Annotated in this window: 28 protein-coding genes and 1 pseudogene; 18 read left to right on the top strand and 11 right to left on the bottom strand. The window is 64.8% G+C overall.

The genetic code is table 11. The annotated features are described in order from the left end of the window. On the bottom strand, positions 1–1152 hold a 1152-nt coding region (gene xseA / locus H0W65_RS05315; protein ID WP_294004848.1), incomplete at its 3' end, for an exodeoxyribonuclease VII large subunit. Here xseA and purD point away from each other — a divergent pair. From purD to H0W65_RS05330, 3 genes are all read left to right on the top strand, one after another. Further along, entirely contained in the window at positions 1151–2404 is a 1254-nt protein-coding gene (gene purD / locus H0W65_RS05320) for a phosphoribosylamine--glycine ligase (RefSeq protein ID WP_294004850.1), read from the top strand. The genes xseA and purD overlap by 2 nt on opposite strands. Then, positions 2401–2718, top strand: a complete 318-nt coding sequence (locus H0W65_RS05325) for a hypothetical protein (RefSeq protein WP_294004852.1) — start codon at positions 2401–2403, stop codon at positions 2716–2718. The genes purD and H0W65_RS05325 overlap by 4 nt, the downstream gene beginning before the upstream one ends. Positions 2719–2833: 115 nt before the next feature. Then, positions 2834–3337, top strand: a complete 504-nt coding sequence (locus tag H0W65_RS05330) for a hypothetical protein (RefSeq protein WP_294004854.1) — start codon at positions 2834–2836, stop codon at positions 3335–3337. Here H0W65_RS05330 and H0W65_RS05335 read toward each other — a convergent pair. The 3 genes from H0W65_RS05335 to H0W65_RS05345 form a co-directional block, all read right to left on the bottom strand. Then, on the bottom strand, positions 3334–4683 hold the full coding sequence (locus H0W65_RS05335; RefSeq protein ID WP_294004856.1) for a hemolysin family protein: 1350 nt from the start codon (positions 4681–4683) through the stop codon (positions 3334–3336). The two genes, H0W65_RS05330 and H0W65_RS05335, sit on opposite strands and share 4 nt — an antisense overlap. Before the next feature lie 67 nt (positions 4684–4750). Continuing rightward, positions 4751–5209: a nucleoside deaminase gene (locus H0W65_RS05340; protein WP_294004858.1), complete on the bottom strand. Its 459-nt coding sequence runs from the start codon at positions 5207–5209 to the stop codon at positions 4751–4753. 42 nt (positions 5210–5251) lie between these two features. Then, positions 5252–5554, bottom strand: coding sequence for a hypothetical protein (locus H0W65_RS05345; protein ID WP_294004860.1), 303 nt, complete (start codon positions 5552–5554; stop codon positions 5252–5254). 151 nt (positions 5555–5705) lie between these two features. On the opposite strand from H0W65_RS05345, the gene rpmB reads away from it, so the two are divergent. Then, on the top strand, positions 5706–5996 hold the full coding sequence (rpmB, locus tag H0W65_RS05350) for a 50S ribosomal protein L28 (protein ID WP_294004862.1): 291 nt from the start codon (positions 5706–5708) through the stop codon (positions 5994–5996). 41 nt (positions 5997–6037) lie between these two features. On the opposite strand, the gene H0W65_RS05355 is transcribed toward rpmB, so the two are convergent. From H0W65_RS05355 to H0W65_RS05370, 4 genes are all read right to left on the bottom strand, one after another. Beyond that, positions 6038–6703 (bottom strand): esterase-like activity of phytase family protein, encoded by a 666-nt coding sequence (locus H0W65_RS05355; protein WP_294004864.1) that lies wholly within the window; start codon positions 6701–6703, stop codon positions 6038–6040. A 376-nt stretch (positions 6704–7079) separates the two neighbouring features. Beyond that, a complete protein-coding gene (gene cobT, locus H0W65_RS05360) occupies positions 7080–8906 on the bottom strand; it encodes a cobaltochelatase subunit CobT (RefSeq protein WP_294004866.1) in 1827 nt (608 codons plus the stop codon). Position 8907: 1 nt separating this feature from the next. Then, complete coding sequence (cobS, locus tag H0W65_RS05365) at positions 8908–9912, bottom strand: cobaltochelatase subunit CobS (RefSeq protein ID WP_294004868.1); 1005 nt, start codon at positions 9910–9912, stop codon at positions 8908–8910. 32 nt (positions 9913–9944) lie between these two features. Beyond that, entirely contained in the window at positions 9945–10103 is a 159-nt protein-coding gene (locus H0W65_RS05370) for a hypothetical protein (protein ID WP_294004870.1), read from the bottom strand. A 123-nt stretch (positions 10104–10226) separates the two neighbouring features. On the opposite strand from H0W65_RS05370, the gene H0W65_RS05375 reads away from it, so the two are divergent. After that, entirely contained in the window at positions 10227–10901 is a 675-nt protein-coding gene (locus tag H0W65_RS05375) for a DUF998 domain-containing protein (protein WP_294004872.1), read from the top strand. A 21-nt stretch (positions 10902–10922) separates the two neighbouring features. On the opposite strand, the gene H0W65_RS05380 is transcribed toward H0W65_RS05375, so the two are convergent. Continuing rightward, positions 10923–11528, bottom strand: coding sequence for a helix-turn-helix domain-containing protein (locus H0W65_RS05380; protein ID WP_294004873.1), 606 nt, complete (start codon positions 11526–11528; stop codon positions 10923–10925). Between the two features lie 266 nt (positions 11529–11794). On the opposite strand from H0W65_RS05380, the gene H0W65_RS05385 reads away from it, so the two are divergent. The 7 genes from H0W65_RS05385 to H0W65_RS05415 are packed head-to-tail and all read left to right on the top strand — an operon-like array spanning position 11795 to position 16251. After that, entirely contained in the window at positions 11795–12508 is a 714-nt protein-coding gene (locus H0W65_RS05385; RefSeq protein WP_294004875.1) for a DUF899 family protein, read from the top strand. A gap of 21 nt (positions 12509–12529) precedes the next feature. Then, the gene (locus H0W65_RS05390; RefSeq protein ID WP_294004877.1) at positions 12530–13237 is read left to right on the top strand and encodes a glutathione S-transferase family protein; all 708 of its coding nucleotides are present in this window, start codon (positions 12530–12532) and stop codon (positions 13235–13237) included. Continuing rightward, complete coding sequence (locus tag H0W65_RS05395) at positions 13234–13626, top strand: DUF1428 domain-containing protein (RefSeq protein WP_294004879.1); 393 nt, start codon at positions 13234–13236, stop codon at positions 13624–13626. Before H0W65_RS05390 ends, H0W65_RS05395 begins: the two co-directional genes overlap by 4 nt. Positions 13627–13653: 27 nt before the next feature. Continuing rightward, positions 13654–14424: a VOC family protein gene (locus tag H0W65_RS05400; RefSeq protein WP_294004881.1), complete on the top strand. Its 771-nt coding sequence runs from the start codon at positions 13654–13656 to the stop codon at positions 14422–14424. 12 nt (positions 14425–14436) lie between these two features. Continuing rightward, on the top strand, positions 14437–14934 hold the full coding sequence (locus H0W65_RS05405) for a VOC family protein (protein WP_294004883.1): 498 nt from the start codon (positions 14437–14439) through the stop codon (positions 14932–14934). Next, entirely contained in the window at positions 14927–15598 is a 672-nt protein-coding gene (locus H0W65_RS05410; protein ID WP_294004885.1) for a dihydrofolate reductase family protein, read from the top strand. The genes H0W65_RS05405 and H0W65_RS05410 overlap by 8 nt, the downstream gene beginning before the upstream one ends. Next, positions 15595–16251, top strand: a complete 657-nt coding sequence (locus tag H0W65_RS05415; protein WP_294004887.1) for a glutathione S-transferase family protein — start codon at positions 15595–15597, stop codon at positions 16249–16251. Before H0W65_RS05410 ends, H0W65_RS05415 begins: the two co-directional genes overlap by 4 nt. 35 nt (positions 16252–16286) lie before the next feature. On the opposite strand, the gene H0W65_RS05420 is transcribed toward H0W65_RS05415, so the two are convergent. Then, positions 16287–16859, bottom strand: coding sequence for a DnaJ domain-containing protein (locus H0W65_RS05420; RefSeq protein ID WP_294004889.1), 573 nt, complete (start codon positions 16857–16859; stop codon positions 16287–16289). Positions 16860–16897: 38 nt separating this feature from the next. On the opposite strand from H0W65_RS05420, the gene H0W65_RS05425 reads away from it, so the two are divergent. Further along, positions 16898–17182, top strand: a complete 285-nt coding sequence (locus H0W65_RS05425) for a BolA family transcriptional regulator (RefSeq protein WP_294004891.1) — start codon at positions 16898–16900, stop codon at positions 17180–17182. Positions 17183–17443: 261 nt separating this feature from the next. Next, positions 17444–18199: an alpha/beta hydrolase gene (locus H0W65_RS05430; RefSeq protein ID WP_294004893.1), complete on the top strand. Its 756-nt coding sequence runs from the start codon at positions 17444–17446 to the stop codon at positions 18197–18199. A 298-nt stretch (positions 18200–18497) separates the two neighbouring features. Here the strand turns inward: H0W65_RS05430 and H0W65_RS05435 are convergent, their stop codons facing one another. Further along, positions 18498–19244 carry an amino acid racemase gene (locus tag H0W65_RS05435; RefSeq protein WP_294004895.1) on the bottom strand — a complete coding sequence of 249 codons (747 nt, stop codon included), beginning with the start codon at positions 19242–19244 and terminating at the stop codon, positions 18498–18500. Between the two features lie 74 nt (positions 19245–19318). Here H0W65_RS05435 and H0W65_RS05440 point away from each other — a divergent pair, with 74 nt between their 5' ends. The 4 genes and pseudogenes from H0W65_RS05440 to H0W65_RS05455 all read left to right on the top strand — a co-directional run. Beyond that, entirely contained in the window at positions 19319–20209 is an 891-nt protein-coding gene (locus H0W65_RS05440) for an alpha/beta fold hydrolase (protein ID WP_294004898.1), read from the top strand. A gap of 19 nt (positions 20210–20228) precedes the next feature. Then, complete coding sequence (gene nusB, locus H0W65_RS05445; RefSeq protein ID WP_294004901.1) at positions 20229–20675, top strand: transcription antitermination factor NusB; 447 nt, start codon at positions 20229–20231, stop codon at positions 20673–20675. 9 nt (positions 20676–20684) lie between these two features. Continuing rightward, positions 20685–21626, top strand: a complete 942-nt coding sequence (thiL, locus tag H0W65_RS05450) for a thiamine-phosphate kinase (RefSeq protein WP_294004903.1) — start codon at positions 20685–20687, stop codon at positions 21624–21626. 204 nt (positions 21627–21830) lie between these two features. Continuing rightward, positions 21831–23110: pseudogene (locus H0W65_RS05455) on the top strand (sodium/proton-translocating pyrophosphatase); the annotation flags it as partial.

Genomic DNA, 23110 nt, shown 5'->3' on the forward strand with positions numbered 1-23110 from the left:
GGATACCACTTTCTCGCGCCCGCGAGCGACGCGTTCCTCGAGCAAGCGCGACTGCAGGCGCGGCGCCACCGCGGCGAGGTCGGCGCGGGCATGGGCGGTACGTTGCGTCAATCCGCGCGGCAACCGCTCGCCGAGCTCGTCGAGGCGTTGCGCGAAGGGGGCGAACAGACCCGCCGGCTCGGGCCACCGGGCAAGGCTCAGCTGCAATCGCTCGTCCGCGCGCGATGCCGTACGCATGAGGCACGCCGACTGGCGATGGCCATATTCATCGAGCAGCGCGGCCAGTTCGGTCCGCACCGGCACCGCCATCTCCGCCGCCGCGGTTGGAGTCGGCGCGCGCCGGTCGGAGGCGAAATCGATCAAAGTCGTATCGGTCTCATGACCGACCGCAGAGATCAGCGGGATCGGCGAGTCGGCCGCGGCGCGGACCACTTCCTCCTCGTTGAATGCCCACAAATCCTCGATTGACCCGCCACCGCGCGCAACGATGATCAGGTCGGGGCGCGGCACCGGCCCGCCCGGCTCGATCGCGCTGAACCCGCGAATCGCCGCGGCAACTTTTCCCGCCGCGCCTTCGCCCTGAACCGGCACCGGCCAGACGATGACATGGGTCGGGCAGCGATCTTCGAGCCGATGGAGGATGTCGCGGATCACCGCGCCGGTCGGCGAGGTGACCACGCCGATCACGCGCGGCAGGAACGGCAGCGGCCGCTTCCTGCCCTCGTCGAACAACCCTTCGGCGGTCAGCGCTCGCCGCCTCTTGTCGAGCAACGCCATCAGCGCACCCTCGCCGGCCAGCTCCATCCGGCTGACGACGATCTGGTATTTGGAGCGGCCAGGATAGGTGGTGAGCTTGCCCGCCGCGATCACTTCGGCGCCATCCTCGGGCCGGAAGGCGAGACCGCCCGCTTGACCCTTCCAGATGACCGCGTCGATGCACGCGCCCTCGTCCTTCAAAGTGAAATAGCAGTGTCCCGAGGCATGCCGCTTCCACCCCGAAATTTCGCCACGCACCCGGACGAAGCCGAACGCCGTCTCGACCGTGCGCTTGAGCGCTCCCGACAGGTCGCTGACCGACACTGGCGGCGAATTGTCGCCGCCCTTCGGCTCGGCTAACAGGCCGCTGTTTTCGAGTTCGTCGGGGAGAGGCATGAATATCCTGTTGTTGGGTTCGGGTGGACGCGAAGATGCGCTGGCGTGGCGGCTTAGGCAATCGCCAAGCGTCGAGACCCTTCTCGCCGTGCCCGGCAATCCCGGCATCGCGCGCTGGGCCAAGTGCATCGCGATCGACCCGTGCGACCCGAAGGCGGTGGTCGAACTGGCCCGCGCCCACGCCATCGACCTGATTGTCGTCGGCCCCGAGGGGCCGCTCGTTGCCGGCGTCGCCGACGCCGCTCGCGCCGCCGGTATCGCCGTGTTCGGTCCGTCCGCCGCGGCTGCACAGCTGGAAGGCTCCAAGGGTTTCACTAAGGACTTGTGCGCCCGGGCCTGCATCCCGACCGCCGCCTATGTGCGGGTCGAGGCCGAAGCCGAGGCGTTGGCTGCGCTCGACAAATTCTCGATCCCGGTGGTCATCAAGGCCGACGGGCTGGCCGCGGGCAAGGGCGTGACCGTCGCAGTGTCCCGTGCCGAAGCCGAAGCCGCGATCCACGCCGCCGGCGATGGGCCAATGGTAATAGAACAATTCCTGGAAGGCGAAGAGGCCAGCCTGTTCGCTCTGGTCGATGGGGCACGAGCCGTCGTCCTCGCCTCGGCCCAGGATCATAAACGAGTCGGCGAGGGCGACACCGGCCCCAACACCGGCGGCATGGGCGCCTACTCGCCGGCCCTCGTCCTGACCCCCGAACTCGAGGCGCGCGCGATGCGCGAGATCGTCGAGCCGACCGCGCGCGCCATGGCCGAGGCTGGCACCCCGTTCAGCGGCGTGCTTTATGCCGGTCTGATGCTGACCGCCGAGGGACCCCAGCTGATCGAATATAATGTCCGCTTCGGCGACCCCGAATGCGAAGCCATCATGCCGCGCATCGAAGGCGACTTCGCCGAGCTTTTGATGGCCGTCGCAATCGGCGGCGAGTTCGACGCGCCGCGGCTCAGCGACCAATCGACTATGACCGTCATCGTCGCGGCCGAGGGTTATCCCGACGCCCCACGACGCGGTGGGCTGATCGAGGGAATCGAAGCCGCCGAGCGCGTCGAGGGCGTGACGGTATTCCACGCCGGCACCGCGCGCCATTCGTCGGGCGCGCTTCTCGCCGGTGGTGGGCGGGTATTGGCGGTGACCGCCGTCGCCGACAGCTTCGCCAACGCCCGCGCTCGCGCCTATCGCGGGGTCGACGCGATCGACTATGCCGACGGCTTCCACCGCCGAGATATCGGCTGGAGGGAGCTCGAGCGCCAGTCATGAACCGCCTTTCCATCTTCGCCATCGGTATCGCCGCCACCCTTGGTGTCGCCGCCCTGTGGCACGCGCTGGGCGCCGGCGACCGTTTCGCCCAGCGTGCCGAGCTCATTTCGCGGCGCACCCTCGACTATTATGAGCTGCCGCAGGTTGGCGCGCAGTTGGAGCGTCATCCTATGGCCCGCCGGTTGATCCTGTCGGGCCCGGCCAATGATTTTCAACACACCGAGCTAGTCCGCGTCCTCGACCAGGTGCCGGGCGTGATCGAGGTGCGCTGGGATCCGGCCTCGCCTGTCATCCCCTACAGGACCAGGCCGTGATTCCGCTGATCGTCGAAGCCATGCTGCTCGGCCTCGCCGGCTTTTCGCTCGGCCTGCTGCTCGCTTATCTGCTCGAGCTGCGCCGGCGCGCCAACATCTGGAAAAAGAGGCTCTAATGGAATTCATGACCATCTACTGGCCGGTGCTGCTGCTTGGCGTCCTCATCGGCGCGATCGTCGGCTATCTGATCTTTCGCCCGCGCCAGCGTGTCACATTGAGCAAGGACATTCCGGTCCGCCCGCACATGACCGGACCCGCAAGGCGTGTCCGCGATCATGAGGGGCGCGGCCTCGGCGACGAAGCGGCCGCCGCGGCAAGCGACGTCGCCGGCCATATTCTCAGCGCCAGGGTCCACGACCATCTCCCCGGCGCGAGCGGTCCGCCCGACGACCTTGTCCTTCTGAAGGGCGTCGGCCCCAAGCTGGCGACGATGCTCAACGATCGGGGGATCATCCGCTTCGACCAGATTGCTAGCCTGTCGCCGCATCAGGTCGGCGATATTGACGTTTCGCTGGGGGCCTTCCGTGGCCGCTTTGAGCGCGACCGGATCGTTGAGCAGGCCGACTACCTCGCCCGCGGCGATCTTGATGGCTATCGGGTCAAGTTCGGAAATCTCTAAACCGAGGCTTGCGTCTCGCCCGGCTGATCGGCCTGGCGGCGCTTGGGCCGGCTGACCAGTAGCTTATCGATCTTGCGTCCGTCCATGTCGACCACTTCGAATTTGTAACCGTCGAAGCGGAATGTCTCGCCGGTTTCGGGAATCCGCTTGAGAACCGACAGGGCGAACCCGGCGACGGTCGAATAATCGCGCTCGGCCGGCATCGCCAAGCCAAGCCGGTCGCTCAATATGTCGGCGCTTGCCGCGCCCGACACCAGCCAGCTTCCGTCGTCGCGCTCAAGGCAGGGCGGATCCTCGCCCTCGTCCATGTCGTTGGCGAACGCGCCTGCCAGCGCGGCGAGGATCGATCCGGGCGTGACGATGCCGTCGAGGTGGCCATATTCGTCATGGACCAACGCCAGTGGCACCTCGGCAGAGCGCAGCACCGCAAGCGCATCCATCGCGTCCATCAAGTCGGGAATCACCGGCGGGCTGCGGGTCAATGCCCGAATGTTGATTTCCCGCCCATCAAGCACTTCGGTAAGCATATCACGAGTCGATACCACGCCGACGATATTGTCGACCGACCCGTCGGCCACCGGCAGGCGGCTGTGCGGGGTCGCCGCCAGCTCGGCGCGAATCTGATCGCGGCTGCAATTAATGTCGATCCAGTCGATGTCGGTTCGCGGCGTCATCACTTCGCGCACCGGCCGGTCGGCGAGCCGAACGATGCCCGAAATGATCGCGCGCTCGCTCTCCTCGAGCACGCCGGCGGTTTGCGCTTCGGCGACGACCAAATGCAATTCCTCGGCGGTCACGACATTCTTGTTTTCGCGCGTGAGGCCCATCGCCCTGAAGATCAACGCACTGGTGCGGTCGAGCAGCCAAACGAACGGCGCGGTCGCGACGCTTAGCCACGTCATCGGTCGCGCCATGATCGCAGCGATCGCCTCCGGATTGCGAAGAGCGAACTGCTTGGGGACCAGTTCGCCGATCACCAGGCTGGCGAAGGTGGTCAGCACGATCACCAGCCCGAAGCCGACACTCCGCGCGGTGTCCGGGTCCATGCCCAGCAGCGCTAGCCGCTGTCCGACCGGCGTTCCCAGGCTGGCGCCCGAATAGGCCCCGGCGAGGATGCCGATCAACGTAATCCCAATCTGCACGGTCGACAGGAAACGCCCCGGCTCGGTCGCCAGCTTGAGCGCGACGGTGGCGCCCGCCGATCCCGTCTTGGCCATCGCCTTCAATCGCGCCTCGCGCGCCGACACGATCGCCAGCTCGCTCATTGACAGGACCCCATTCACCACGACCAGCGCGACGATCAGGAGCAGGTCAAGCCAGGGGAAGGGAAGGAGCGGGTCGCTCATGATGCTTCACGGCTCCATGCCCTCAATGGAGCCGCGCGGCAAGCGCTCGCGGGGGGCGAGGTCGCGGCTAGGCGCGGCGCGCAGCGAAAAATTCCCTGAGCTGAGCTGCCGCTTCTTGTTCGCCGATGCCGCCGATCACGTCCGGGCGATGGTGGCAGGTCGGCTGGGCGAAGACCCGCGCGCCGTGGACCACGCCGCCTCCCTTGGGATCCTCGGCGGCGAAGCGGAGCGCCGCGATCCGGGCCAGGGCGATCGCCCCGGCGCACATCGCGCACGGCTCGAGCGTGACCCATAGGGTGCAGTCGTCGAGGCGCGACCGGCCCAGACGCGTGGCGGCATGGCGGATGGCGACCATTTCGGCATGGGCGGTCGGGTCCAAACTCCCGCGCATCGCGTTGCGTGCCTCGGCAATGATCTCGCCCTGATGGGTGACGACCGCGCCGACTGGCACTTCACCGGCTTCGGCCGCGACCATCGCCAGATCGAGCGCGCGGCGCATCGGTGGCGGCAGGGGAAAAGCGCTCATCGCCGAAGTGCTAGCGTCCCCTGCCCGCGATGTCATGTCGTGCTATTGTGCGGTGTTGGTTTGCGGCTGCGCTCGCTTGTCGGCCGGGCGATTGACCTCGACCACCGGCACTTTGACCGTCACCGACGGCGCGGTGACGTTTTGCTCGCGCGTCCCGACGCCGACGCTGCCGGTTTCGACCTCGAACTTCGGCGATTGCCCGCCGGTTGCGGTGATCTTGCCATTGTTGGCCTCTACCGTCGGCGCCTTCGCCCCGCGCACTTGCGAGACGTCGATCAGGCCGAGGCTCACCGCGCCAATAATCGCGACGACCGCAAGAATGAGGATCAGAAAAATGGCGCGCATGCTATATCCCCTAATTGTTGCTGACCCAACGCCCGACCCGCTGTCGGGTTGCCGACAAAAGGCGGCGAGGTTGACGGTTCGCCCCCCGCTCTGTATCGGGCAGCGCATTCCGGGCGCAACCGTGCCCACCTTCAAAATTAGGATGTGAGCGATGTCGCGCGTTTGCGAGCTGACCGGCAAGGGCCGTCAGGTGGGCAACAATGTTTCCCACGCCAACAACAAGACTAAGCGGACTTTCCTGCCCAACTTGCAGAACGTCACGCTGATGTCCGAATCGCTCGAAAAGAGCATCAAACTCAAGGTTTCAACCCACGGTCTGCGCTCGGTCGAGCACGTCGGCGGGCTGGACAATTGGCTGGTCAAGACTGGTGAGGACAAATTGTCCGCCCGGGCGGCCAAGCTGAAGCGCGAGATTGCCAAAAAGGCGAAAGCCTCGGCATAGGACCGCCCGAACCCGATCCGTCAGGACGTGGCTGCCGCCGGCTAACGGCCGGGCGCCAGGTCGATTGCGATCAGCAGGGTGGGGTTGCTCGACCGAAAATCATTGTCGGTCATGATCCACAGCCGAGTGGCGCCGCTGGCCAGCCGCTCGGCTGTGATCGCTTCGGGATTTTCGAACGCCCCAAGCGGCAGCGCAATGTCCACGTTGCTGGCAATCACGCGCGAGCGCAGGCCAGACAATCCGACGATCCGCTCGAGCAGGGCCAGCCGTCCGTCAGGCAGGCGCGCCGCATCCGAGGCTCCGGTAGCCTCGGGCAGCCCGACGAGATGGCCTGCCCTGTCGAAATAGAGCGCCTCGATCCCGCGATTGGAGGGCAGATCGCCGGCTACGCCGCGCCGCTCGATCAGGCGAGTGAAGCCGGCGTCATAATACAGCAGCGAATGGCGCTGCTCGAACGCCACCCACCAACCCTCCCCCGTGTAATCGCGCACGATTGCCTCGGCATCGCGCCCGACCTTCCGGTCCGGCCTGCCCGCCACCGCCGGCAAGTCGTGCAGCGTGACATTGGCAGGCGCGCGGCCGGGCAAATCCAACCGCAAGATCGTTCCCGAATCGGTGATCGCGATCAGGCGCCCTCGATCAGCTGCGAGCCCCGACACGCCGCCGAAGCGCGGATCGTCCGCCTCGACCTGCCACATCCCGACCATCGACGCGCCCAAGGCGCTGAGGGGCGGCGCAAAAACGGGCCAATAATGAAGCGCAACCGTTCGGTCGCTTCTCGCGTGCCGGTTGGGAAGTTGCCGCAACCACCCCCCAAACGCGACTACTGCCACGGCCACCAGCAAGCTGTTGAAATGGACCGATTTCATGAATGGACGCTGCACGCCATGTTCAGCCTCTCATCACCGCGAATCACGCACAAGCCGCTGCATCGACGGGGTTTCCCCTTTCCCCGTTGCGGTTCCCACCGAAACAATGCTTCGGCGGGCCTACCAAGACGCCGGCCACGGCGGAAGATATCCCTCGCGTCGCGTATCGAGGGGGGCCCGGGGTGCGTAATCGCCCCGGGCCCGAGTTCCTTCCTCATCTCTTTTCGAACAAGGTGGCGAGCTGCTCGATCAGCGCGCCCCCGAGCTGCTCGGCGTCCATGATCGTCACCGCGCGTTTGTAGTAACGCGTCACGTCGTGACCGATCCCGATCGCCGCGAGCTCAACGCTCGACCGCGCCTCGATCCAACCGATAATCTGCCTGAGATGCTTTTCCAGATAGCTGCCGCCATTGGCTGATGCGGTTGAATCGTCGACCGGCGCGCCATCGGAAATCACCAAGAGGATGCGCCGCTCTTCGGGCCTCGCCAGCAGTCGACTGTGCGCCCACAGCAGCGCCTCGCCGTCGATGTTCTCCTTGAGCAATCCCTCACGCATCATCAGCCCGAGGCTGCGCCGCGCGTGCCGATAGGGCTCGTCGGCCCGCTTGTAGATGATGTGCCGCAAGTCGTTGAGCCGGCCCGGATGCGGAGGCCGTCCCTCGGCCAGCCAATGCTCGCGGCTCTGTCCGCCCTTCCAGCCGCGGGTGGTGAATCCCAGTATCTCGGTCTGCACCCCGCACCGTTCGAGCGTCCGCGCAAGAATGTCGGCCGAAGTTGCGGCGATCGAGATCGGCCGCCCGCGCATCGATCCCGAATTGTCGATCAGCAGGCTGACCACCGTGTCCTTGAACTCGGTCTCGCGCTCGATCTTGTAGCTCAGGCTATGCGCCGGCGAGACGATCACGCGCGCAAGACGCGCCGCGTCGAGCAATCCCTCCTCCTGGTCGAACTCCCAACTGCGGGACTGTTGCGCCATCAGCCGCCGCTGCAAACGGTTGGCGAGCCGCGTCACGACGCCGCCAAGGCTCGCCATCTGCTGGTCGAGATAAGCCCGTAGCCGTAGAAGCTCGCCCTCGTCGCACAGTTCGGCGGCGGGCACCGTCTCGTCAAACCGGCCGGTAAATGGCTTGTAGTCGGTCAGCGGCTCGTCGGGCCAGTTGCGCCGCGATGGGTTGGCGCGCGCCTGCTCGGCACCGTCGTCGCCGCTGATCGCGTCGCCGTCGTCCATCTCGGCGTCGCGCTCGGATTGGTCGTCACCATCCTCGTCGCGGTCGCCCTCCTCGGCCCGCATTTCCATCTCGCCGCCGGCCGCGCCGCCGTCGGCATCGACGTCGTCGCTGTCGTCGGGCCCCTCGCCCTCGCCCTGATCCTCCTCGCCGCCCTCCTCGGGCTGCTGATCGGCGTCGCTTTCTGCGTCGGCCAAGTCGAGATCCTCGAGCAGCCGCCGCGCCAACGTCGCGAACGCCACCTGATCGTCGAGCGTCAGCGCTAATGCGTCGAGCTCGGCCCCTGCCTTCTCCTCGATCCACGGCGCAATCAGCTTGAGCCCGGCGCGCGCCGCCTCGGGCGGCTCCTCGCCGGTCAACCGCTGCCGCGCCAGCAACCCGACCGCGGTCGCCAGCGGCACTTCCTCCATAGTCCGCGCCCGGGTGATCGCGTCGACCCGCACCCGCGCCTCGGCTAGGTCATGGAGATTGGCCCGCACCCCCTGCATCGACTTGGCGCCCAATGCTTCGACCCGCGCCGTTTCGAGCGCGTCGAACACTCCGCGCGCATCGCCCTCGGCATGCGGCGCCCGCGCCGCGTGTAGCTTGGGGTCATGATGCCTTAGCTTGAGCGCCAGCGCATCGGCCGCACCGCGCGCCTCGGCCACCAGCCGCGGCTCGAGCGATGGTCCGGGCGACACAACGCGCGCCACCTTGCCCGATGCCTGCAATCCATCCGAGGCGAACACGACCTCCGCCTCCGGGTCACGGGCGATGGCCCGAGCGGCGCCGGCAAGGACGGTGCGGAATCGATCGAGGGGATTGGGTGCGGCCATGTCAGGCGCGCGAGGCGACGCTCTCGGGCAGGTCCCTGCCGAACACGCGCTGATAATATTCGGCGATCAGCGCGCGTTCGCTTTCGTCGCATTTGTTGAGGAACGACAGGCGGAAGGAGAAGCCGATGTCGCCGAAAATCATCGCATTCTCCGCCCAGCTGATCACCGTGCGCGGGCTCATCACGGTCGAAATGTCGCCGTTGATGAACCCCTGCCGCGTCAAATCGGCGACCTTGATCATGTTGGTCACCGCCGCCTTGCCGTCGACATTGTCATATTCGCCGGACTTGGCGAGCACGATCTGCGCCTCGGTCTCGGCCGGCAGATAATTGAGCGTCGCGACGATGTTCCAGCGGTCCATCTGCCCCTGGTTGATTGCCTGCGTGCCATGATAGAGGCCGGTCGTATCGCCCAGGCCGATGGTGTTGGTGGTCGAAAACAACCGGAACCAAGGATTGGGCCGGATCACCCGATTCTGGTCGAGCAGGGTCAGCTTTCCCTCGGTCTCCAGCACGCGCTGGATGACGAACATCACGTCTGGGCGCCCGGCGTCATATTCGTCGAACACCAGCGCGACCGGATGCTGCAGCGCCCACGGCAACAGCCCTTCGCGAAACTCGGTCACTTGCTGCCCGTCCTTGAGCACGATCGCATCGCGTCCGACCAGGTCGATGCGGCTGATATGGGCATCGAGATTGATTCGCACCGTCGGCCAGTTAAGTCGCGCCGCGACCTGTTCGATATGGGTCGACTTGCCGGTGCCGTGATAGCCCTGGATCATCACCCGTCGGTTGTTGGCGAAGCCGGCGCAGATCGCCAGCGTCGTGTCGGGGTCGAACACATAGGCCGGGTCGAGATCGGGGACCCGTTCATCAGCTTCGCTGAAGGCGGGAACCTCCATGTCGCTATCGACTCCGAAGGCATCGCGCAGGCTGACCATCTTGTCGGGCGCCGCCATGATCGTGTCGGATCGGCTTTCGGGGGCGATATTGGGAATGTCGGCCATGGCTCAAGCCTTAGGCGAAGGGAGGCGCCACCTCAAGAACGCAACGCGGTCGCGCTATCGCGGCCGTCATTCGTGCAGTCCGGACCGCCGCCCGTCACGAACGCGTTCAGATCGTCGAGCGACGCCTTGAGGCCAACCGAGTGATCCTCGGGCCGAACACCGGCCGGAACGTCGGTGCACGCCACCGTCACCTCGCTTTCGTCACTTCGCGGTTGTCACGACATGGCGAGACCGTCTATCCGGCCGGGCAATGATCCCGAATTCCCGTGCGCCGTTGTCAGGCCAGCGCTTAACTTTTTTCATGGAAGAAGCTGATGACCGATATGCACTTGCCTCGCTCGGCAACGATGCCAAAACAACACTGGTCTACGTGGGTCGGAATCCTGGGCCTCGGCTCGGCCATAATCCTCGTGCTTCTTCACCTGCTCAAGCCCGATTTGGCGCCAACAGCGCGGTTCGTCAGCGAATATGCAACCGGCGACTATAGCTGGCTTGGTCGCGTTTTATTCTTTGTGTCTGGCGCGGCCATTTTCTGTGTCGGCCTCGCGTATCGCGATCGCGGCGCGGGCAAGCTTGTGACGGCGGGTGCCTGGCTTCACCTGTTTGGCGGCGCAGTAATGTTCATCGCTGGCTTCTTCGCGATGGACCCGATGGGCACGCCAGCGGATCAGATGACCATGCACGGCCAAGTCCACAGCCTCACCGGAATGGTCGGCATTCCCGTGGTGCCAATTGCGGCTTTGGTTCTTGCTATCGGGCTCTGGCGTCGTGGCGCGCCCAATCGCGCGTTACTGCTCGGCGGCGCTCTGGTCGCAATCGCAAGCCTGGTGGCGCTTCAGGTCAGGATTGTTTCGATCATGTCAGCCTCGCCAGACGCATTTCCGATGGACAGCGATGTCGGCACCTACAATCGACTGTGGTTCGTAGGGCTTTATGCCTGGCTGGCGGCCGTCTGGTTCACGGGTCGGTCAAGCGGCCAGCGCAGCTAATTGATTCAGGCGCCATCTGCCTCAACTCCCCGCGGACGGGGCCTTGGGCGGCATCGGATACAAGCTCGGCAGGCGAACCGCCAGCGCCTCGTCGCCCTCGACCTCGATCGAGGATAGGAGCGCGCCGGCATAAAAATAGCCGGCGATTTCCGCGGGCGTGCCGCGGAAAATCAGGTCGGGGCTCTCGACCTCGCCGCGGCCAATGCGGATGTCCCCCTGCCGTCGTATCCAGAAAAAGCTTTCGTCGGCCATGTCGAATTGAATCGTCGCGGATAGATCGCCCGCCGCTTTGGGGTCCATCATGGTGCGCAGCGACAACATCAGCGACACCGGACTGAACGGCCGGCTCGAATCGTGCTGGGGCGACCGGACCGCCCACCGGCCTAGCGCTTGGAAGATCGGCGCGGCCTCCTGCCCCCAGGGCGTAAGCCCGTAGACCTGAACCGAAGCCGGCGGCGGCAGCTTCCGGCGGACCAGCACGCCCGCCGCTTCAAGCCCTTCGAGCCGCTGCGTCAGCACATTGGCACTAATTCCGTTTAGAGCTGTTTTCAGGTCGCCGAACCGTCGGGGTCCAAGCAATAGTTCGCGGATCAGGGGCATCGACCAGCGCTCGCCGATCAAGTCCATGCCATGCGCCGCCGAGCAGGCATCATCGTACCGACGCTTATTCTCGTCTCGTCGTTTATGAGTTAATTTTTCTAACTGCATAGTTGCTTTATATAACTATCGCAGATAACTGACAAGTCGAATCGAGAAGTATCAGGAGGGAGAAAACGCCTTGGACCGGATGATTTTCGTCATATCTTCGAGCTGATGCGGATGAACGCGCAGACGGCCGAGCAGCGCGCCGCCGCCTTTGTATCCGCCTAAGCGCCGCCGATGGGAAATTTGCGATGAGCAATGATCAGTCACTCGCGCCAGCTTCGGACCTCGCGGCGAACAGCAAGACCCGCTTCCCCAATGAAAGCGCCGAATATCGCAAGGCGCGCACGGCGCTGCTTGCCGAGGAAATTGAACTTCGCCGCCAAATCCAGCGCGTCGCCAAACAGCGCCGCGCACTGCCTCCGGGCGGCGAAACGAGGAATTATCGCTTCCTCGATGAAGCCGGAAAGGAGGTCGGGCTTGCCGACTTGTTCGGCCGGCACGACACGCTGTTCACCTATTTCTGGATGTATGGGCCGGAACGAGAGCGCTCCTGCCCGATGTGCACCTCATTCGTCGGTTCGCTCGACTTGCCGACACCCGACATCGAGCAGCGCATCGCGATCGCCATCGTCGGCCGCTCTCCCGTCTCGCGCCAGATCGACTTCGCCCGCGAACGCGGCTGGTCGCACCTCAAATTCTATCAGACGGTCGGCGACGACTTTGCCCACGACTATGGCGGCCTTGATCCGGAAGGCGCCGAGAATGCGATCATCACAGTTTGGCAGCGACGCGGTGACAAGGTCAATCTGTTCTGGGCGGCCGAAGGCGGCTTCGAAACCGCCGACCCGGGGTTCTACCCTCACCTAGCGCCGGACCCGACGCCGCTGTGGAACATCCTCGACATGACCCCCGGCGGCCGCGGAACCGACTGGTATCCGAAACTGGCCTACCCTAGCTCCTGACCAAAAAAAGAGAGGCTTGTCATGCCCATCGATCCTGACGCTAAATACGAAATCACCGGGTTCAAATGGGTACCCGACTTCGCCCGCGGCTTTGTCCGCGAGACCCGTGCCCGCTGGGCGTTCGAGGAGGTCGGGCTTTCCTATAAAGTCAGGTTAATCGACTTCGACGAAGTCAAATCGCAGGCGCAGCGCCACTTCCAGCCTTTCGGTCAGGTGCCAACTTACTCGGACGGCGACGTGGAAATCTTCGAATCCGGCGCGATCGCGATCCGTATCGCTGAGCAAAGACTCGGCCTGATGCCCCTCGATATGGCCGGCCGCGCGCATGCTATCCAATGGGTCATTGCCGCCCTCAATTCGGTCGAGCCGTTCGTCGCCCAACTGTCGGTCGTCGACCTGTTCGAAGCCGATAAGCCATGGTCGGCCGAGCGGCGGCCGAGCGTGGTCGAAACGATACGGTCGCGCCTTCACGACCTGTCGGAGGCACTTGGCGACAAGCAATGGCTCGATGGCAATTTCTCGGTCGGCGACCTCATAATGGTCTCGGTTCTTCGCGAGCTGCACGCCAGCGGTCTTCTCAAGGAATTCCCCAACCTCGCCGCCTATGTCGCGCGCGGCGAGGCTCGCCCCGCCTACCAACGGGCGATGGCCGACCATCTCGCGACGTTCCAGGACGCGGGCCCGACGCCACCCCTTTCAGTGTCTCAACCAATAGGAGTACCGGCATGAACTACATTGACGGATTCATTCTGCCGATCAGCGACGATAAGGTTGCTGATTATAAAACGATGGCGGAAACGTTCGCGCGGAAGGCCAAGGAACAAGGCGCGCTCGGCTCGCTCGAGGCGATCGGCGATGGATTGGAGCACGGCCACACCACCGATTTCTTCAAGGCGGTGAAAGCCGAAGACGGCGAGAACGTCATCTTCTCCTTCATCATCTGGCCCGACAAGGCGACCCGCGACGCTGGCTGGGAAAAGATCATGGCCGATCCGGAAATGCAGCCAGGCGTCCAGCCGATGCCGTTCGATGGCAAGCGCATGTTTTGGGGCGGCTTCAAGCCGTTCGTCGACACCACCGGTGTTGGCGCCCGGGCGCGGGAAGCGGCCAACTCTTAAAACCGATTTATAGTGAAGGAAACGATTATGACACGCAACCAACATGGCGATTACATCTGGTACGAATTGCTGACCCGCGATCCCAAAGCGGCGAAGCGCTTCTACGATCCGGTCGCGGGCTGGACGATCGAGGCCGAGGCGTCGAACCCCATGGACTATCGCATGATCGACACCGGCGACGGGATGGTCGGCGGGACGATGACCTTGACCAAGGACATGATTGACCAAGGCGCACGGCCGACATGGCTTGGCTATATCGGCGTCGATGACGTTGATGACACCGTCGCCAAGATTGAGGCCAAGGGCGGCAAGGCCCTGATGCCGGCCAACGACATCCCCGATGTCGGCCGGATCGCGCTGGTCGCCGACCCGCAGGGCAATCCATTCTACGTCATGCGCGGTTCGGTGGCCGACCATGTCAGCACCAGTTTCGCGCCCGACAAGAAGGGCCACGCTGCCTGGAACGAGCTCGTCACCAGCGATCTCGATGCCGCCAAGTCCTTTTACCCCGACGTATTTGGCTGGACGCTTGGCGATGTCATGCCGATGGGCGAAGCGGGCGATTATCAGTTCGTCCACCATAGCGGACAAAGGATCGGCGCGATGATGAAGGCATCCTCGGGCGCGTCCACCGGCTGGGGTTTCGCTTTCAACAACGACGACATCGACGGCGCGGTCGATCGGATTCGTACCGGCGGGGGGACAGTAAGAAACGGCCCGATGGAAGTTCCCGACGGCCAGCGCGTCGTCCAGGCCAGCGACCCCGAAGGCGTGCCATTCATGCTGGTCGGTAAGTAAGGAGAGCGGAAAATGGCCGACGACAAGCTGATCAACTGTCTGTGGTTCGACGATAACGAAGCGCGCAAAGCGGCGGAGTTTTACGCCGCCACATTTCCCGACAGCCGCGTCGGCCAAACGCACAAATCGGCGGCTGACACGCCGTCGGGTCCGTCAGGCCAGGAGCTGACCGTCGATTTCACGGTGCTCGGCCGGCCCTTCCTCGGCCTGAACGGTGGACCGAAATTCAAACCCAACGAAGCGGTCAGTTTCATGGTGATGACCGATAACCAGGAAGAAACCGACCGCTACTGGAACGCCATAATCGACGGTGGTGGCGAAGAGAGCATGTGCGGCTGGTGCAAGGACAAGTGGGGCTTCTCCTGGCAGATCACGCCGCGCGCGCTGATCAGTGCCGTGACGAATCCTGACCGCGCCGCCGCCAAGCGCGCCATGGACGCGATGATGACAATGAAAAAGATCGACATCGCATCGATCGAGGCCGCCGAGGGAGCCAAGGCCGATGCGTAAGATCATCGGCTCGACCTTCGTGTCGCTCGACGGCGTCATGCAGGCGCCCGGCGGAACGACCGAGGACTGGACTGGAGGTTTTGCCTTCGGAGGCTGGCTCCCGGCGCTGGGCGACGAAAGCACCGGAGAAGCGATCGACCGGCTGTTCACGCCGCCGTTCGACCTTCTGCTGGGGCGGCGGACCTACGACATTTTCGCCGCCTACTGGCCCTATGTCGAGCGCGACAACAACCCGATGGGCGAGCTGTTCGACGGCGTCGGCAAATATGTCGTCACTCGCGGCGACCAACCGCTCGAATGGCAGAACAGCCACCGCCTAGACAGCCTTGATGCCCTTGCCGAGCTCAAGCGCGGAGACGGGCCCGATCTCATCATTCAGGGCAGCAGCACGCTCTATCCGCAGCTGCTCGCCGCCGGGCTGCTCGACCGGTTGACGCTGATGATCTTCCCGGTCGTGCTGGGCAGCGGCAAGCGCCTGTTCCGTGACGGCAGCCCGCCGAGTACGATGAAGATGATCGATCATGACGTCTCGCCCGGCGGCAATATCATCGCCACCTATGAGCCCGCCGGTGAGGTCAAGCTCGGCACATTCCTCGCCATTCCGCCAAGCGATCGCGAGTTGGCGCGGCAAGAACAGATGAAACAGGAAGACAGCAACGCATGACTCTCGAACTTTTCGCTCATCCCTTCAGCAGCTACTGCTGGAAAGTGCTGATCGCGCTCTATGCCGACGAAACCCCGTTCACGTATCGGGCGCTCGACGAACAGCATCCGGACAATATGGTTGAGCTCAAGCGCCGCTGGCCGTTCGGCCAGTTTCCGCTCCTGCTCGACAACGGCGTGACGGTCGTGGAAACAACCCCGATCATTGAGCATCTCCACGCCTGTCATCGCGGCCCGAACGACTGGATCCCTGAAGGTGAGGCGGGCCGCCGTGTCCGTTTCCTCGACCGCTTCTTCGACCTCCATGTCATGGATCAGGCGAGCGTTTCGGTGTTCAACGCGCTTCGTCCTGAGGGAGAGAAAGACCCGTTTGGCGTCGCCAAATCGCTTGAGCGGCTGCGCATCGCCTACGACTGGCTGGAAGCCAATCTCGGCGACGGCCCGTGGGCGATTGGCGACGCCTTCACGCTGGCCGATTGCGCCGCGGCTCCGTCGCTGTTCTACGCCGACTGGGTCGAGCCGATCGGGCCATCGCGCCCGCGCCTCGCCGCGTACCGCGCCCGCTTGCTTGCCCATCCGGCGGTCGCCCGCGCGGTCGACGAGGCGCGGCCATATCGTAACTACTTCCCGCTCGGCGCGCCCGATCGCGATTGAGCGGCTGTGATCTGGCCTAGGCGAATGCGTTCGCGTCAAGCGAACGCCCGCGACCCCTTGAGCAAGGCGTAAGCCTCGATCACCTCGCCGAGCTTCCACTCATACCCGCGATTCCCGCCGTTGCGGTCGGGGTGATAGCGCCGGACCAACTCCGAATAGCGCGTCCTCAGCAGCGTGCGGTCGGTCTCCCCGTCCAGCCCCATCACATCGAGCGCGCTTCGCTCGGCGGCGGTGAAGCGGTCGACCCGCTCGCGCCGCGCCTCGGGCCGGTAGCGCATGGCGATCGCATCCAGCGGATCGGCGAAATCGCGCCACGCTGGGCTGGGGTCGGCGCCGGCCCCGGCGAAGGCGCGCGTCGCCCTGTCCCATCCGGCGATCGGCGACTGCGCCGCCTCGATCTCCTCGATCGTCATTCCCGCGAAATAATTGTGGCGCGAATTGTACGCTCGGACATGGTCGAGGCAGAAGTACCGCCACTCCCCCGGACCGTCGAAGCTCGACGGGCTCAGCGGCGCGCGATATTCGCCCGGCTCACCGCACCCGTGATAAGCGCAGCGCTCGCGCGCGCCTTCGATCCGGCCGTGAAATTTCGTGTTGCGCGACGCCACGCTATCCCTCGCTGGTCCAGCCTGCCTATATAGTCGATATGACCGCTTCTGCCACCGGCCCCGTCGCCGCTGAAATGCTTCGGAGGCTCAACGCCTCGCTTGCCCCAACCCGCATCGAACTGATCGACGAGAGCGATCACCACCGCGGCCATGCCGGCCACGACGGCCGCGGCGAAAGCCATTTCGCACTTCAGATCGAAAGCCCCGCTTTCGCCGGCCAATCGCGGGTCCAGCGCCAGCGCGCCATCTACGCCGCACTCGGCGAATTGATGGACGAACGCGTCCACGCGCTCAGCATTAGGGCGACAGCGCCCGTAGGTTAGCCACCTTTAGTTGGCGTCCGTTTTCGACCCATTGCGGACATTGGCCCGTATGCTAGCTTCCGAAGCTGATGGAGGTCATCGATGCGTTCCCGTTTACAGAAGCCGCAGCGCCGCCCACGCCAACAACTTGTCCTGTTGGCCGTACTAGCGACGTGCGTTTCGTGCGGGGCCGCCCCTGCTGCTCGCCGTACGCAGCCCCCCTCACCCGAGGTCATCCGCATATGGCCGGGACAACCGCCAGGCACCCAGAGTTGGACGGGGTTGGAGGAAACAGCCGACATCGAACTACCGAACATTGGCAAGGTTCACATCATCACGAACGTCACCATGCCGAGCCTAACGGTATTCCGTCCCCCGTCCGGGAGATCCAACAAGACTGCGGTGATCGTCGTGCCTGGTGGAGCCTTCCGTGCGCTGCCTTGGGATCTCGACGGATTGGAAACTGCGCGATGGCTCACGCAGCACGGCATCACCGCGTTCGTCCTAAAATACCGGGTTCGGCCTCCCAGTCCCGGTGCTCCCGTGGATCGATCATTTGATGACTTTGCCCGCAGAACACAAGGCGCACGCGATATCGCTGTTGCCGATGCCGAACAGGCGATGCGTTTCGTCAGATCGCATTCGAAGCAATTCGGTATTGCACCGGATCGCATCGGCATGATCGGCTTTTCTGCCGGGGCAATGATTACCGTGATCGCGGCGGACGCCAGCGATCCCTCTGTTCGGCCAGACTTCGCCGCGTCTTTATATGGTGCGCTGCTTAAACCATCAGGGCCGTCTGCGGGTGCAGCCCCGTTGTTCATCGTCGCAGCGCAGGACGATCCCGAGGCGCCGCCGATACGGAGTGCTGACATGTTCGTGCGATGGACGAACGCGAAGGTGCCTGCGGAGCTGCACATTTACCAAAGAGGCGGGCACGGCTTCGCCTTTCGTCCTCATCATCTGCCTGCCGATAGCTGGCCCGAAGCGCTTGAGGCGTGGCTCGCGTCCCGCGGTATCTCCGCCGCGAACCGCTAACGTGCCCCGAAGGCTTCTGGCGTTGAGATTGGCCTTCGACCCACTGCGGACAGCCGGTTAGTTCAGCCGGCCAATCAACCCGTAGATCAGAAACCCTTCTGCCATTCTGAGTGGATAGGACACCGTCAGCCCTGCCTTCGGCCAGCCGATGGCGACCAAGCGTCGCGTGTAGTGAAACTTCGTTAGTTCGTCGCGCGATCGGGTCAATCAGGACAAGGAAGACTGGCAAGCCCGCCGCTTCCCTCTCGTCCCCGGCGACGAGGTGAGCTCATCCCGATTCCGGCGGTGCCCAAGACGGTCAGCTATCCGTGACCGGCCCGCCGCACCAGGTCGGCAGCGGCCGTTCGCCGAGCGCGACATCGACCGCGGCGCGCGCCAGGAGCCGGGTCGAGTCGAGCACCGGCAGCGACGAATTGGCGTCGTTGATGATCAGCGGAATTTCGGTACAAACCAGCGCCACGCAGTCACAGCCAGCGGCTCGCAAGGCATCGACCGCGTTCCGAAATTCTTCGATCGACCGCTGCTCGAACACTCCCATGCACAGTTCGTCCATGATGATCGCATGAAGCCGTTTTCGGGTCGCCTCATCCGGAACCGCCCAGCCGATCCCGCGCGCTTCGCAGGCGCGGCGATAAACCGGCCCCTCCATCGTCCAACGCGTGCCCAATATCCCGACCTTGGCAAATCCGCGCGCGACCGCGCTCGTCGCGACTTCCTCGGCGATGTGCAGGCCGGGCAACGGTAGATCGGGTCCATCGGTTTCGAGCGCGATGTGGGCGGTATTGTCCGGCAGGACGAAAAACTCGGCACCCGCGCGGGCCAGTGCCCCGAGATCTTCGGCGAGCATCGCGCGGATCACCGCATGGTCGTCGGCGTCCCATGCCGCCAGCGCTTCATCCATCGCCCGGCCCGACATGGTGATGGTCGGATGGCGATGTTTTCCCAGCCACCGCATCGCCTCATGCACCGCGGTCGAGTAACACAGCAGCGCGCCCTCGACACTGTGCAGCAGGATCCCGATATGCCGTCCGTTCGCCTGACCCATGCGTTTCTCCCTTGCCGTCTCCCTGACTATGGCGCGCTCGCGGCGGCGCTGCCAGCCCGGACGAAGGCGCGATCATGATACAGATACAAAAGGCTTCTCTGTCGACCGGCGTCACGATGAACGTCGCGCTTGCCGGGGCCGACGACGCACCACCGGTGATCCTCCTCCACGGATTCCCCGAATCGCACCGGACCTGGCGCGGCGTAGCGCCGTTGCTGGCCGATCGATTCCGGCTGATCATGCCCGACTTGCGCGGGTTCGGGGCCAGCGACCGGCCGCAGGACGTCGCGGCCTACGCCACCGACACGTTGGTCGCCGATATTTTCGCGCTAGCCGATGCGATGGACATCGACCGGTTCGCGTTGGTCGGGCATGATTGGGGCGGGGCGATCGCCTGGGCGGCGGCGCTGCGCGGCAATAGGCGGATCGAGCGGTTGGGAATCGTCAATTCGCCTCACCCGTGGATTTTCCAGAAAACGCTGATCGAGGACGCCGGCCAACGCGCCGCCTCGCAATATATCACGGCATTTCGGGCTCCGGGGATGGAAGCAGCGATCGAAGCGATGGGCTATGATGCTTTCTTCGACAAAAGCTTTTCGAAGCATGTCGACCTCGACTCGATACCGGCTGGGGAACGTGCCCGCTACATTGTCGACTGGAGCCGTCCTGGCGCGTTGACCGCGATGCTCAACTGGTACCGCGCCAGCCATCTCATTGTGCCCCCTCCCGGCCCAACCATTCCCCTGCCCGACTGGGTGGTGAAGTTTGCCGGCCGCTTACGCGTGCCCGTGCAGATAATCTGGGGCCTAGACGACAAGGCGCTGCTGCCGGTCCAGCTCGAGAGCATCGGCGAGGTGGGCGACGATGTCGAAGTGGTGCCGCTCAAGGGCGTCGGCCATTTCGCGCCGTGGCAGGCCCCCGACCAAGTTGCCGCCGCGCTGGCCCCCTTCCTTGGCCGTGCCTGAGCGGCTACAGGCCCGCGCCATGGCACGCTCCCTCTCGCGCTCCGCCGCCCGGCTCGCCGCCGTGCAGGCGCTCTACCAGCAGGAGATGGAGGGCACGCCGACACCCCATCTGATCCACGAATTCCACGATCACCGCCTCGGCGCGACAATCGAAGGCGCGACCTACGCCGACGCCGAGCAGAGCTTTTTCGACGATTTGGTCAGCGGCACCGTCGCCCGGCAAGCCGAAATCGACGAGCTGATAGCAGACCGGCTCGCCAAAGGCTGGAGCCTCGCCCGGCTCGACAAACCGATGAAAGCGATTTTGCGGGTCGGCGCCTATGAGCTGATCGCGCGGCCAGACGTTCCCGTGGCCAGCGTGCTGAGCGAATATATCGATGTCGCCGACGCCTTCTATGACAAGCGCGAGAAGGGCTTCGTCAACGGCCTTCTCGATGCCATCGCCAAGGTGGCGCGGCCCGCCTAGGATTAGGCAATGAGCATCGGCGAACTTGATTTCATCGAGCGGCTCCGGGCCATCGCCACTCATCCCGGCGCGCGTCGGCTCGAGGATGACGCGGCGGTGCTTGGCGACCTCGTCCTCACCCACGACAGCATCGCCGAAGGCGTGCACTACCGCCCCGACGATCCACCGGCATCGGTCGGTTGGAAGCTAGTCACCGTCAACCTGAGCGACCTCGCCGCCAAAGGGGCCGAACCACTCGCCGCGCTGATGAGCGTGACCATCGGCGGCGATCCGCGGTGGGAGGAGCTATTCCTGTCAGGGGTCGCGGCGGCGTGCGAGGCCTATGGCCTGCCGCTGCTCGGCGGCGACACGATCGCGCTCCCCGCCGGCGCGCCGCGTGTGCTCGGGCTGACCGCGATCGGCCGCGGCGGCGCCCATGTTCCCGCACGATCGGGCGGCAAGCCCGGGGATCGCCTGTGGCTGGTCGGCTTGCTCGGCGATGCCGCCACGGGTCTCGCCGTGCTCGAAGCCGATCCCAAGGCCGAGGGCCCGCTGGTCGAAGCTTATCGCCGTCCCGTGCCGCAGCTTGCGGTCGGCCGATTATTCGCGCCCCATGCCCATGCGATGATGGACGTGTCCGACGGGTTGCTCATGGATTTGCAGCGCCTGATGCGCGCCAGCGGTTGCGGCGCGCGGCTCGATCTCGACGCACTTCCGCTTTCACGCGCCTTCATCGCCGAGGTCGGTGCCAACCGCCGCGCGCGCCTCACTGCCGCGACCGGGGGCGACGATTATGCGCTGCTCGCCGCACTTCCCGCCGGACTGGACCCGGCGTTAAGCCTTTCTTTACCCTCAGGAACGATCATCGCCCCGATCGGCAGGCTGGCCGAAGGCGAAGAACTTTCCCTGTTCGACGCCGCCGGCGAGGTGCCGTTGCCGGAGACGCTTGGGTATGAACATCGCCGCGCTTAGCGCCCGCCAATGGATCGTCGGCCTCATCGGTCTGGCGTCGGGCATGGCGACCGCTCTACTGCTTCAATAAAACGAGCTCTTCCAAGCCATTGGCAACAGGCGGGTTGCCTCCGCCCGAAACCCCGCTACACATTCCCCCGCTTTTCACGGCCGCGGCCGCCAATCGGCGGCGCGGCGTCATCGTCGAATAGGGGAATTCACGACATGAACCTGGTACTTATCGCGATCGCCTGCGGCGTCGTCGCGCTGCTCTACGGCATCCTGACCAGCCAGCAGGTGCTACGTGCCTCCGCCGGCAATGCACGGATGATGGAGGTCGCCGCGGCAATCCAGGAAGGCGCTTCGGCTTACCTTCGGCGCCAATATACGACGATCACCATTGTTGGCGTGGTCGTCGCGGTCATCGTCTTTGTCTTCCTCGGCGGTCTTTCCGCGAGCGGTTTCGTCCTCGGTGCGATCCTGTCGGGCTCGGTCGGCTTCGTCGGCATGAACATCTCGGTCCGCGCGAATGTGCGAACTGCGCAAGCGGCGTCGGAGGGCCTGCAGCAGGGCCTGACCATGGCGTTCCGTGCCGGCGCGATCACCGGCATGCTCGTGGCCGGGCTCGCGCTGCTCGCGATCGCGGGCTTCTTCTATTATCTCATCAACGTCGGCGGGCATGCCCCCAATGACCGCATCGTCGTCGACAGCCTGGTCGCGCTGGCATTCGGCGCTTCGCTGATCTCGATCTTCGCGCGGTTGGGCGGCGGCATCTTCACCAAGGCTGCCGACGTCGGCGCCGACCTGGTCGGCAAGGTCGAGGCCGGGATTCCCGAGGACGACCCTCGCAACCCGGCGGTCATTGCCGATAACGTCGGCGACAATGTTGGCGATTGCGCCGGCATGGCCGCCGACCTGTTCGAAACCTATGTCGTCACCGTCGGCGCGACCATGGTCTTAACCGCCCTCCTCGTGAAGGGTGCGGGCGACGCCCTCCTCCCGCTGATGAGCCTGCCGCTGCTGATCGGCGGCGTGTGCATTCTGACCTCGATCCTCGGCACCTACTTCGTCCGCCTCGGCAAGGGCACGAGCATCATGGGCGCGATGTACAAGGGGTTCGTCACTACCGCCGTCACCTCGGCCATCGCGATCTTCTTCGCCACCCAATATGCGCTCGGAGATCTCAATGCGACGATCACCGCAGGGGCGACAACCTTCACCGGCATGGACCTCTACTGGTGCATGCTGCTCGGACTGGTCATCACCGGCCTGATCATCTGGATCACCGAATATTATACCGGCACCAATTACCGCCCGGTCCGTTCGATCGCCAAGGCGTCCGAGACCGGCCATGGCACCAACGTCATCCAGGGCCTGGCGATCAGCCTTGAATCGACCGCCATGCCGACGCTCGTCATCTGCGCCGGGATCATCATCGCCTACAGCCTGGCCGGGCTGATGGGGATCGCCTTCGCCGCAACCGCGATGCTCGCGCTGGCCGGTAT

The sequence above is a fragment of the Sphingomonas sp. genome, assembly GCF_013816785.1.
Taxonomy (GTDB): domain Bacteria; phylum Pseudomonadota; class Alphaproteobacteria; order Sphingomonadales; family Sphingomonadaceae; genus Sphingomicrobium.

What these genes read in the sequence shown, in the direction of transcription:
- H0W65_RS05330 (WP_294004854.1), top strand. Translation starts at nt 2,834, where the DNA reads ATGGAATTCATGACCATCTACTGGCCGGTGCTGCTGCTTGGCGTCCTC.
- thiL (WP_294004903.1), top strand. Translation starts at nt 20,685, where the DNA reads ATGAGCATCGGCGAACTTGATTTCATCGAGCGGCTCCGGGCCATCGCC.
- H0W65_RS05410 (WP_294004885.1), top strand. Translation starts at nt 14,927, where the DNA reads ATGCGTAAGATCATCGGCTCGACCTTCGTGTCGCTCGACGGCGTCATG.
- H0W65_RS05400 (WP_294004881.1), top strand. Translation starts at nt 13,654, where the DNA reads ATGACACGCAACCAACATGGCGATTACATCTGGTACGAATTGCTGACC.
- cobS (WP_294004868.1), bottom strand. Translation starts at nt 9,912, where the DNA reads ATGGCCGACATTCCCAATATCGCCCCCGAAAGCCGATCCGACACGATC.
- H0W65_RS05425 (WP_294004891.1), top strand. Translation starts at nt 16,898, where the DNA reads ATGACCGCTTCTGCCACCGGCCCCGTCGCCGCTGAAATGCTTCGGAGG.
- H0W65_RS05395 (WP_294004879.1), top strand. Translation starts at nt 13,234, where the DNA reads ATGAACTACATTGACGGATTCATTCTGCCGATCAGCGACGATAAGGTT.
- H0W65_RS05390 (WP_294004877.1), top strand. Translation starts at nt 12,530, where the DNA reads ATGCCCATCGATCCTGACGCTAAATACGAAATCACCGGGTTCAAATGG.
- H0W65_RS05440 (WP_294004898.1), top strand. Translation starts at nt 19,319, where the DNA reads ATGATACAGATACAAAAGGCTTCTCTGTCGACCGGCGTCACGATGAAC.
- H0W65_RS05415 (WP_294004887.1), top strand. Translation starts at nt 15,595, where the DNA reads ATGACTCTCGAACTTTTCGCTCATCCCTTCAGCAGCTACTGCTGGAAA.
- purD (WP_294004850.1), top strand. Translation starts at nt 1,151, where the DNA reads ATGAATATCCTGTTGTTGGGTTCGGGTGGACGCGAAGATGCGCTGGCG.
- H0W65_RS05385 (WP_294004875.1), top strand. Translation starts at nt 11,795, where the DNA reads ATGAGCAATGATCAGTCACTCGCGCCAGCTTCGGACCTCGCGGCGAAC.
- H0W65_RS05345 (WP_294004860.1), bottom strand. Translation starts at nt 5,554, where the DNA reads ATGCGCGCCATTTTTCTGATCCTCATTCTTGCGGTCGTCGCGATTATT.
- nusB (WP_294004901.1), top strand. Translation starts at nt 20,229, where the DNA reads ATGGCACGCTCCCTCTCGCGCTCCGCCGCCCGGCTCGCCGCCGTGCAG.
- H0W65_RS05375 (WP_294004872.1), top strand. Translation starts at nt 10,227, where the DNA reads ATGACCGATATGCACTTGCCTCGCTCGGCAACGATGCCAAAACAACAC.
- H0W65_RS05325 (WP_294004852.1), top strand. Translation starts at nt 2,401, where the DNA reads ATGAACCGCCTTTCCATCTTCGCCATCGGTATCGCCGCCACCCTTGGT.
- rpmB (WP_294004862.1), top strand. Translation starts at nt 5,706, where the DNA reads ATGTCGCGCGTTTGCGAGCTGACCGGCAAGGGCCGTCAGGTGGGCAAC.
- H0W65_RS05340 (WP_294004858.1), bottom strand. Translation starts at nt 5,209, where the DNA reads ATGAGCGCTTTTCCCCTGCCGCCACCGATGCGCCGCGCGCTCGATCTG.
- H0W65_RS05405 (WP_294004883.1), top strand. Translation starts at nt 14,437, where the DNA reads ATGGCCGACGACAAGCTGATCAACTGTCTGTGGTTCGACGATAACGAA.
- H0W65_RS05380 (WP_294004873.1), bottom strand. Translation starts at nt 11,528, where the DNA reads ATGGACTTGATCGGCGAGCGCTGGTCGATGCCCCTGATCCGCGAACTA.
- cobT (WP_294004866.1), bottom strand. Translation starts at nt 8,906, where the DNA reads ATGGCCGCACCCAATCCCCTCGATCGATTCCGCACCGTCCTTGCCGGC.
- H0W65_RS05355 (WP_294004864.1), bottom strand. Translation starts at nt 6,703, where the DNA reads ATGGTCGGGATGTGGCAGGTCGAGGCGGACGATCCGCGCTTCGGCGGC.
- H0W65_RS05435 (WP_294004895.1), bottom strand. Translation starts at nt 19,244, where the DNA reads ATGGGTCAGGCGAACGGACGGCATATCGGGATCCTGCTGCACAGTGTC.
- H0W65_RS05335 (WP_294004856.1), bottom strand. Translation starts at nt 4,683, where the DNA reads ATGAGCGACCCGCTCCTTCCCTTCCCCTGGCTTGACCTGCTCCTGATC.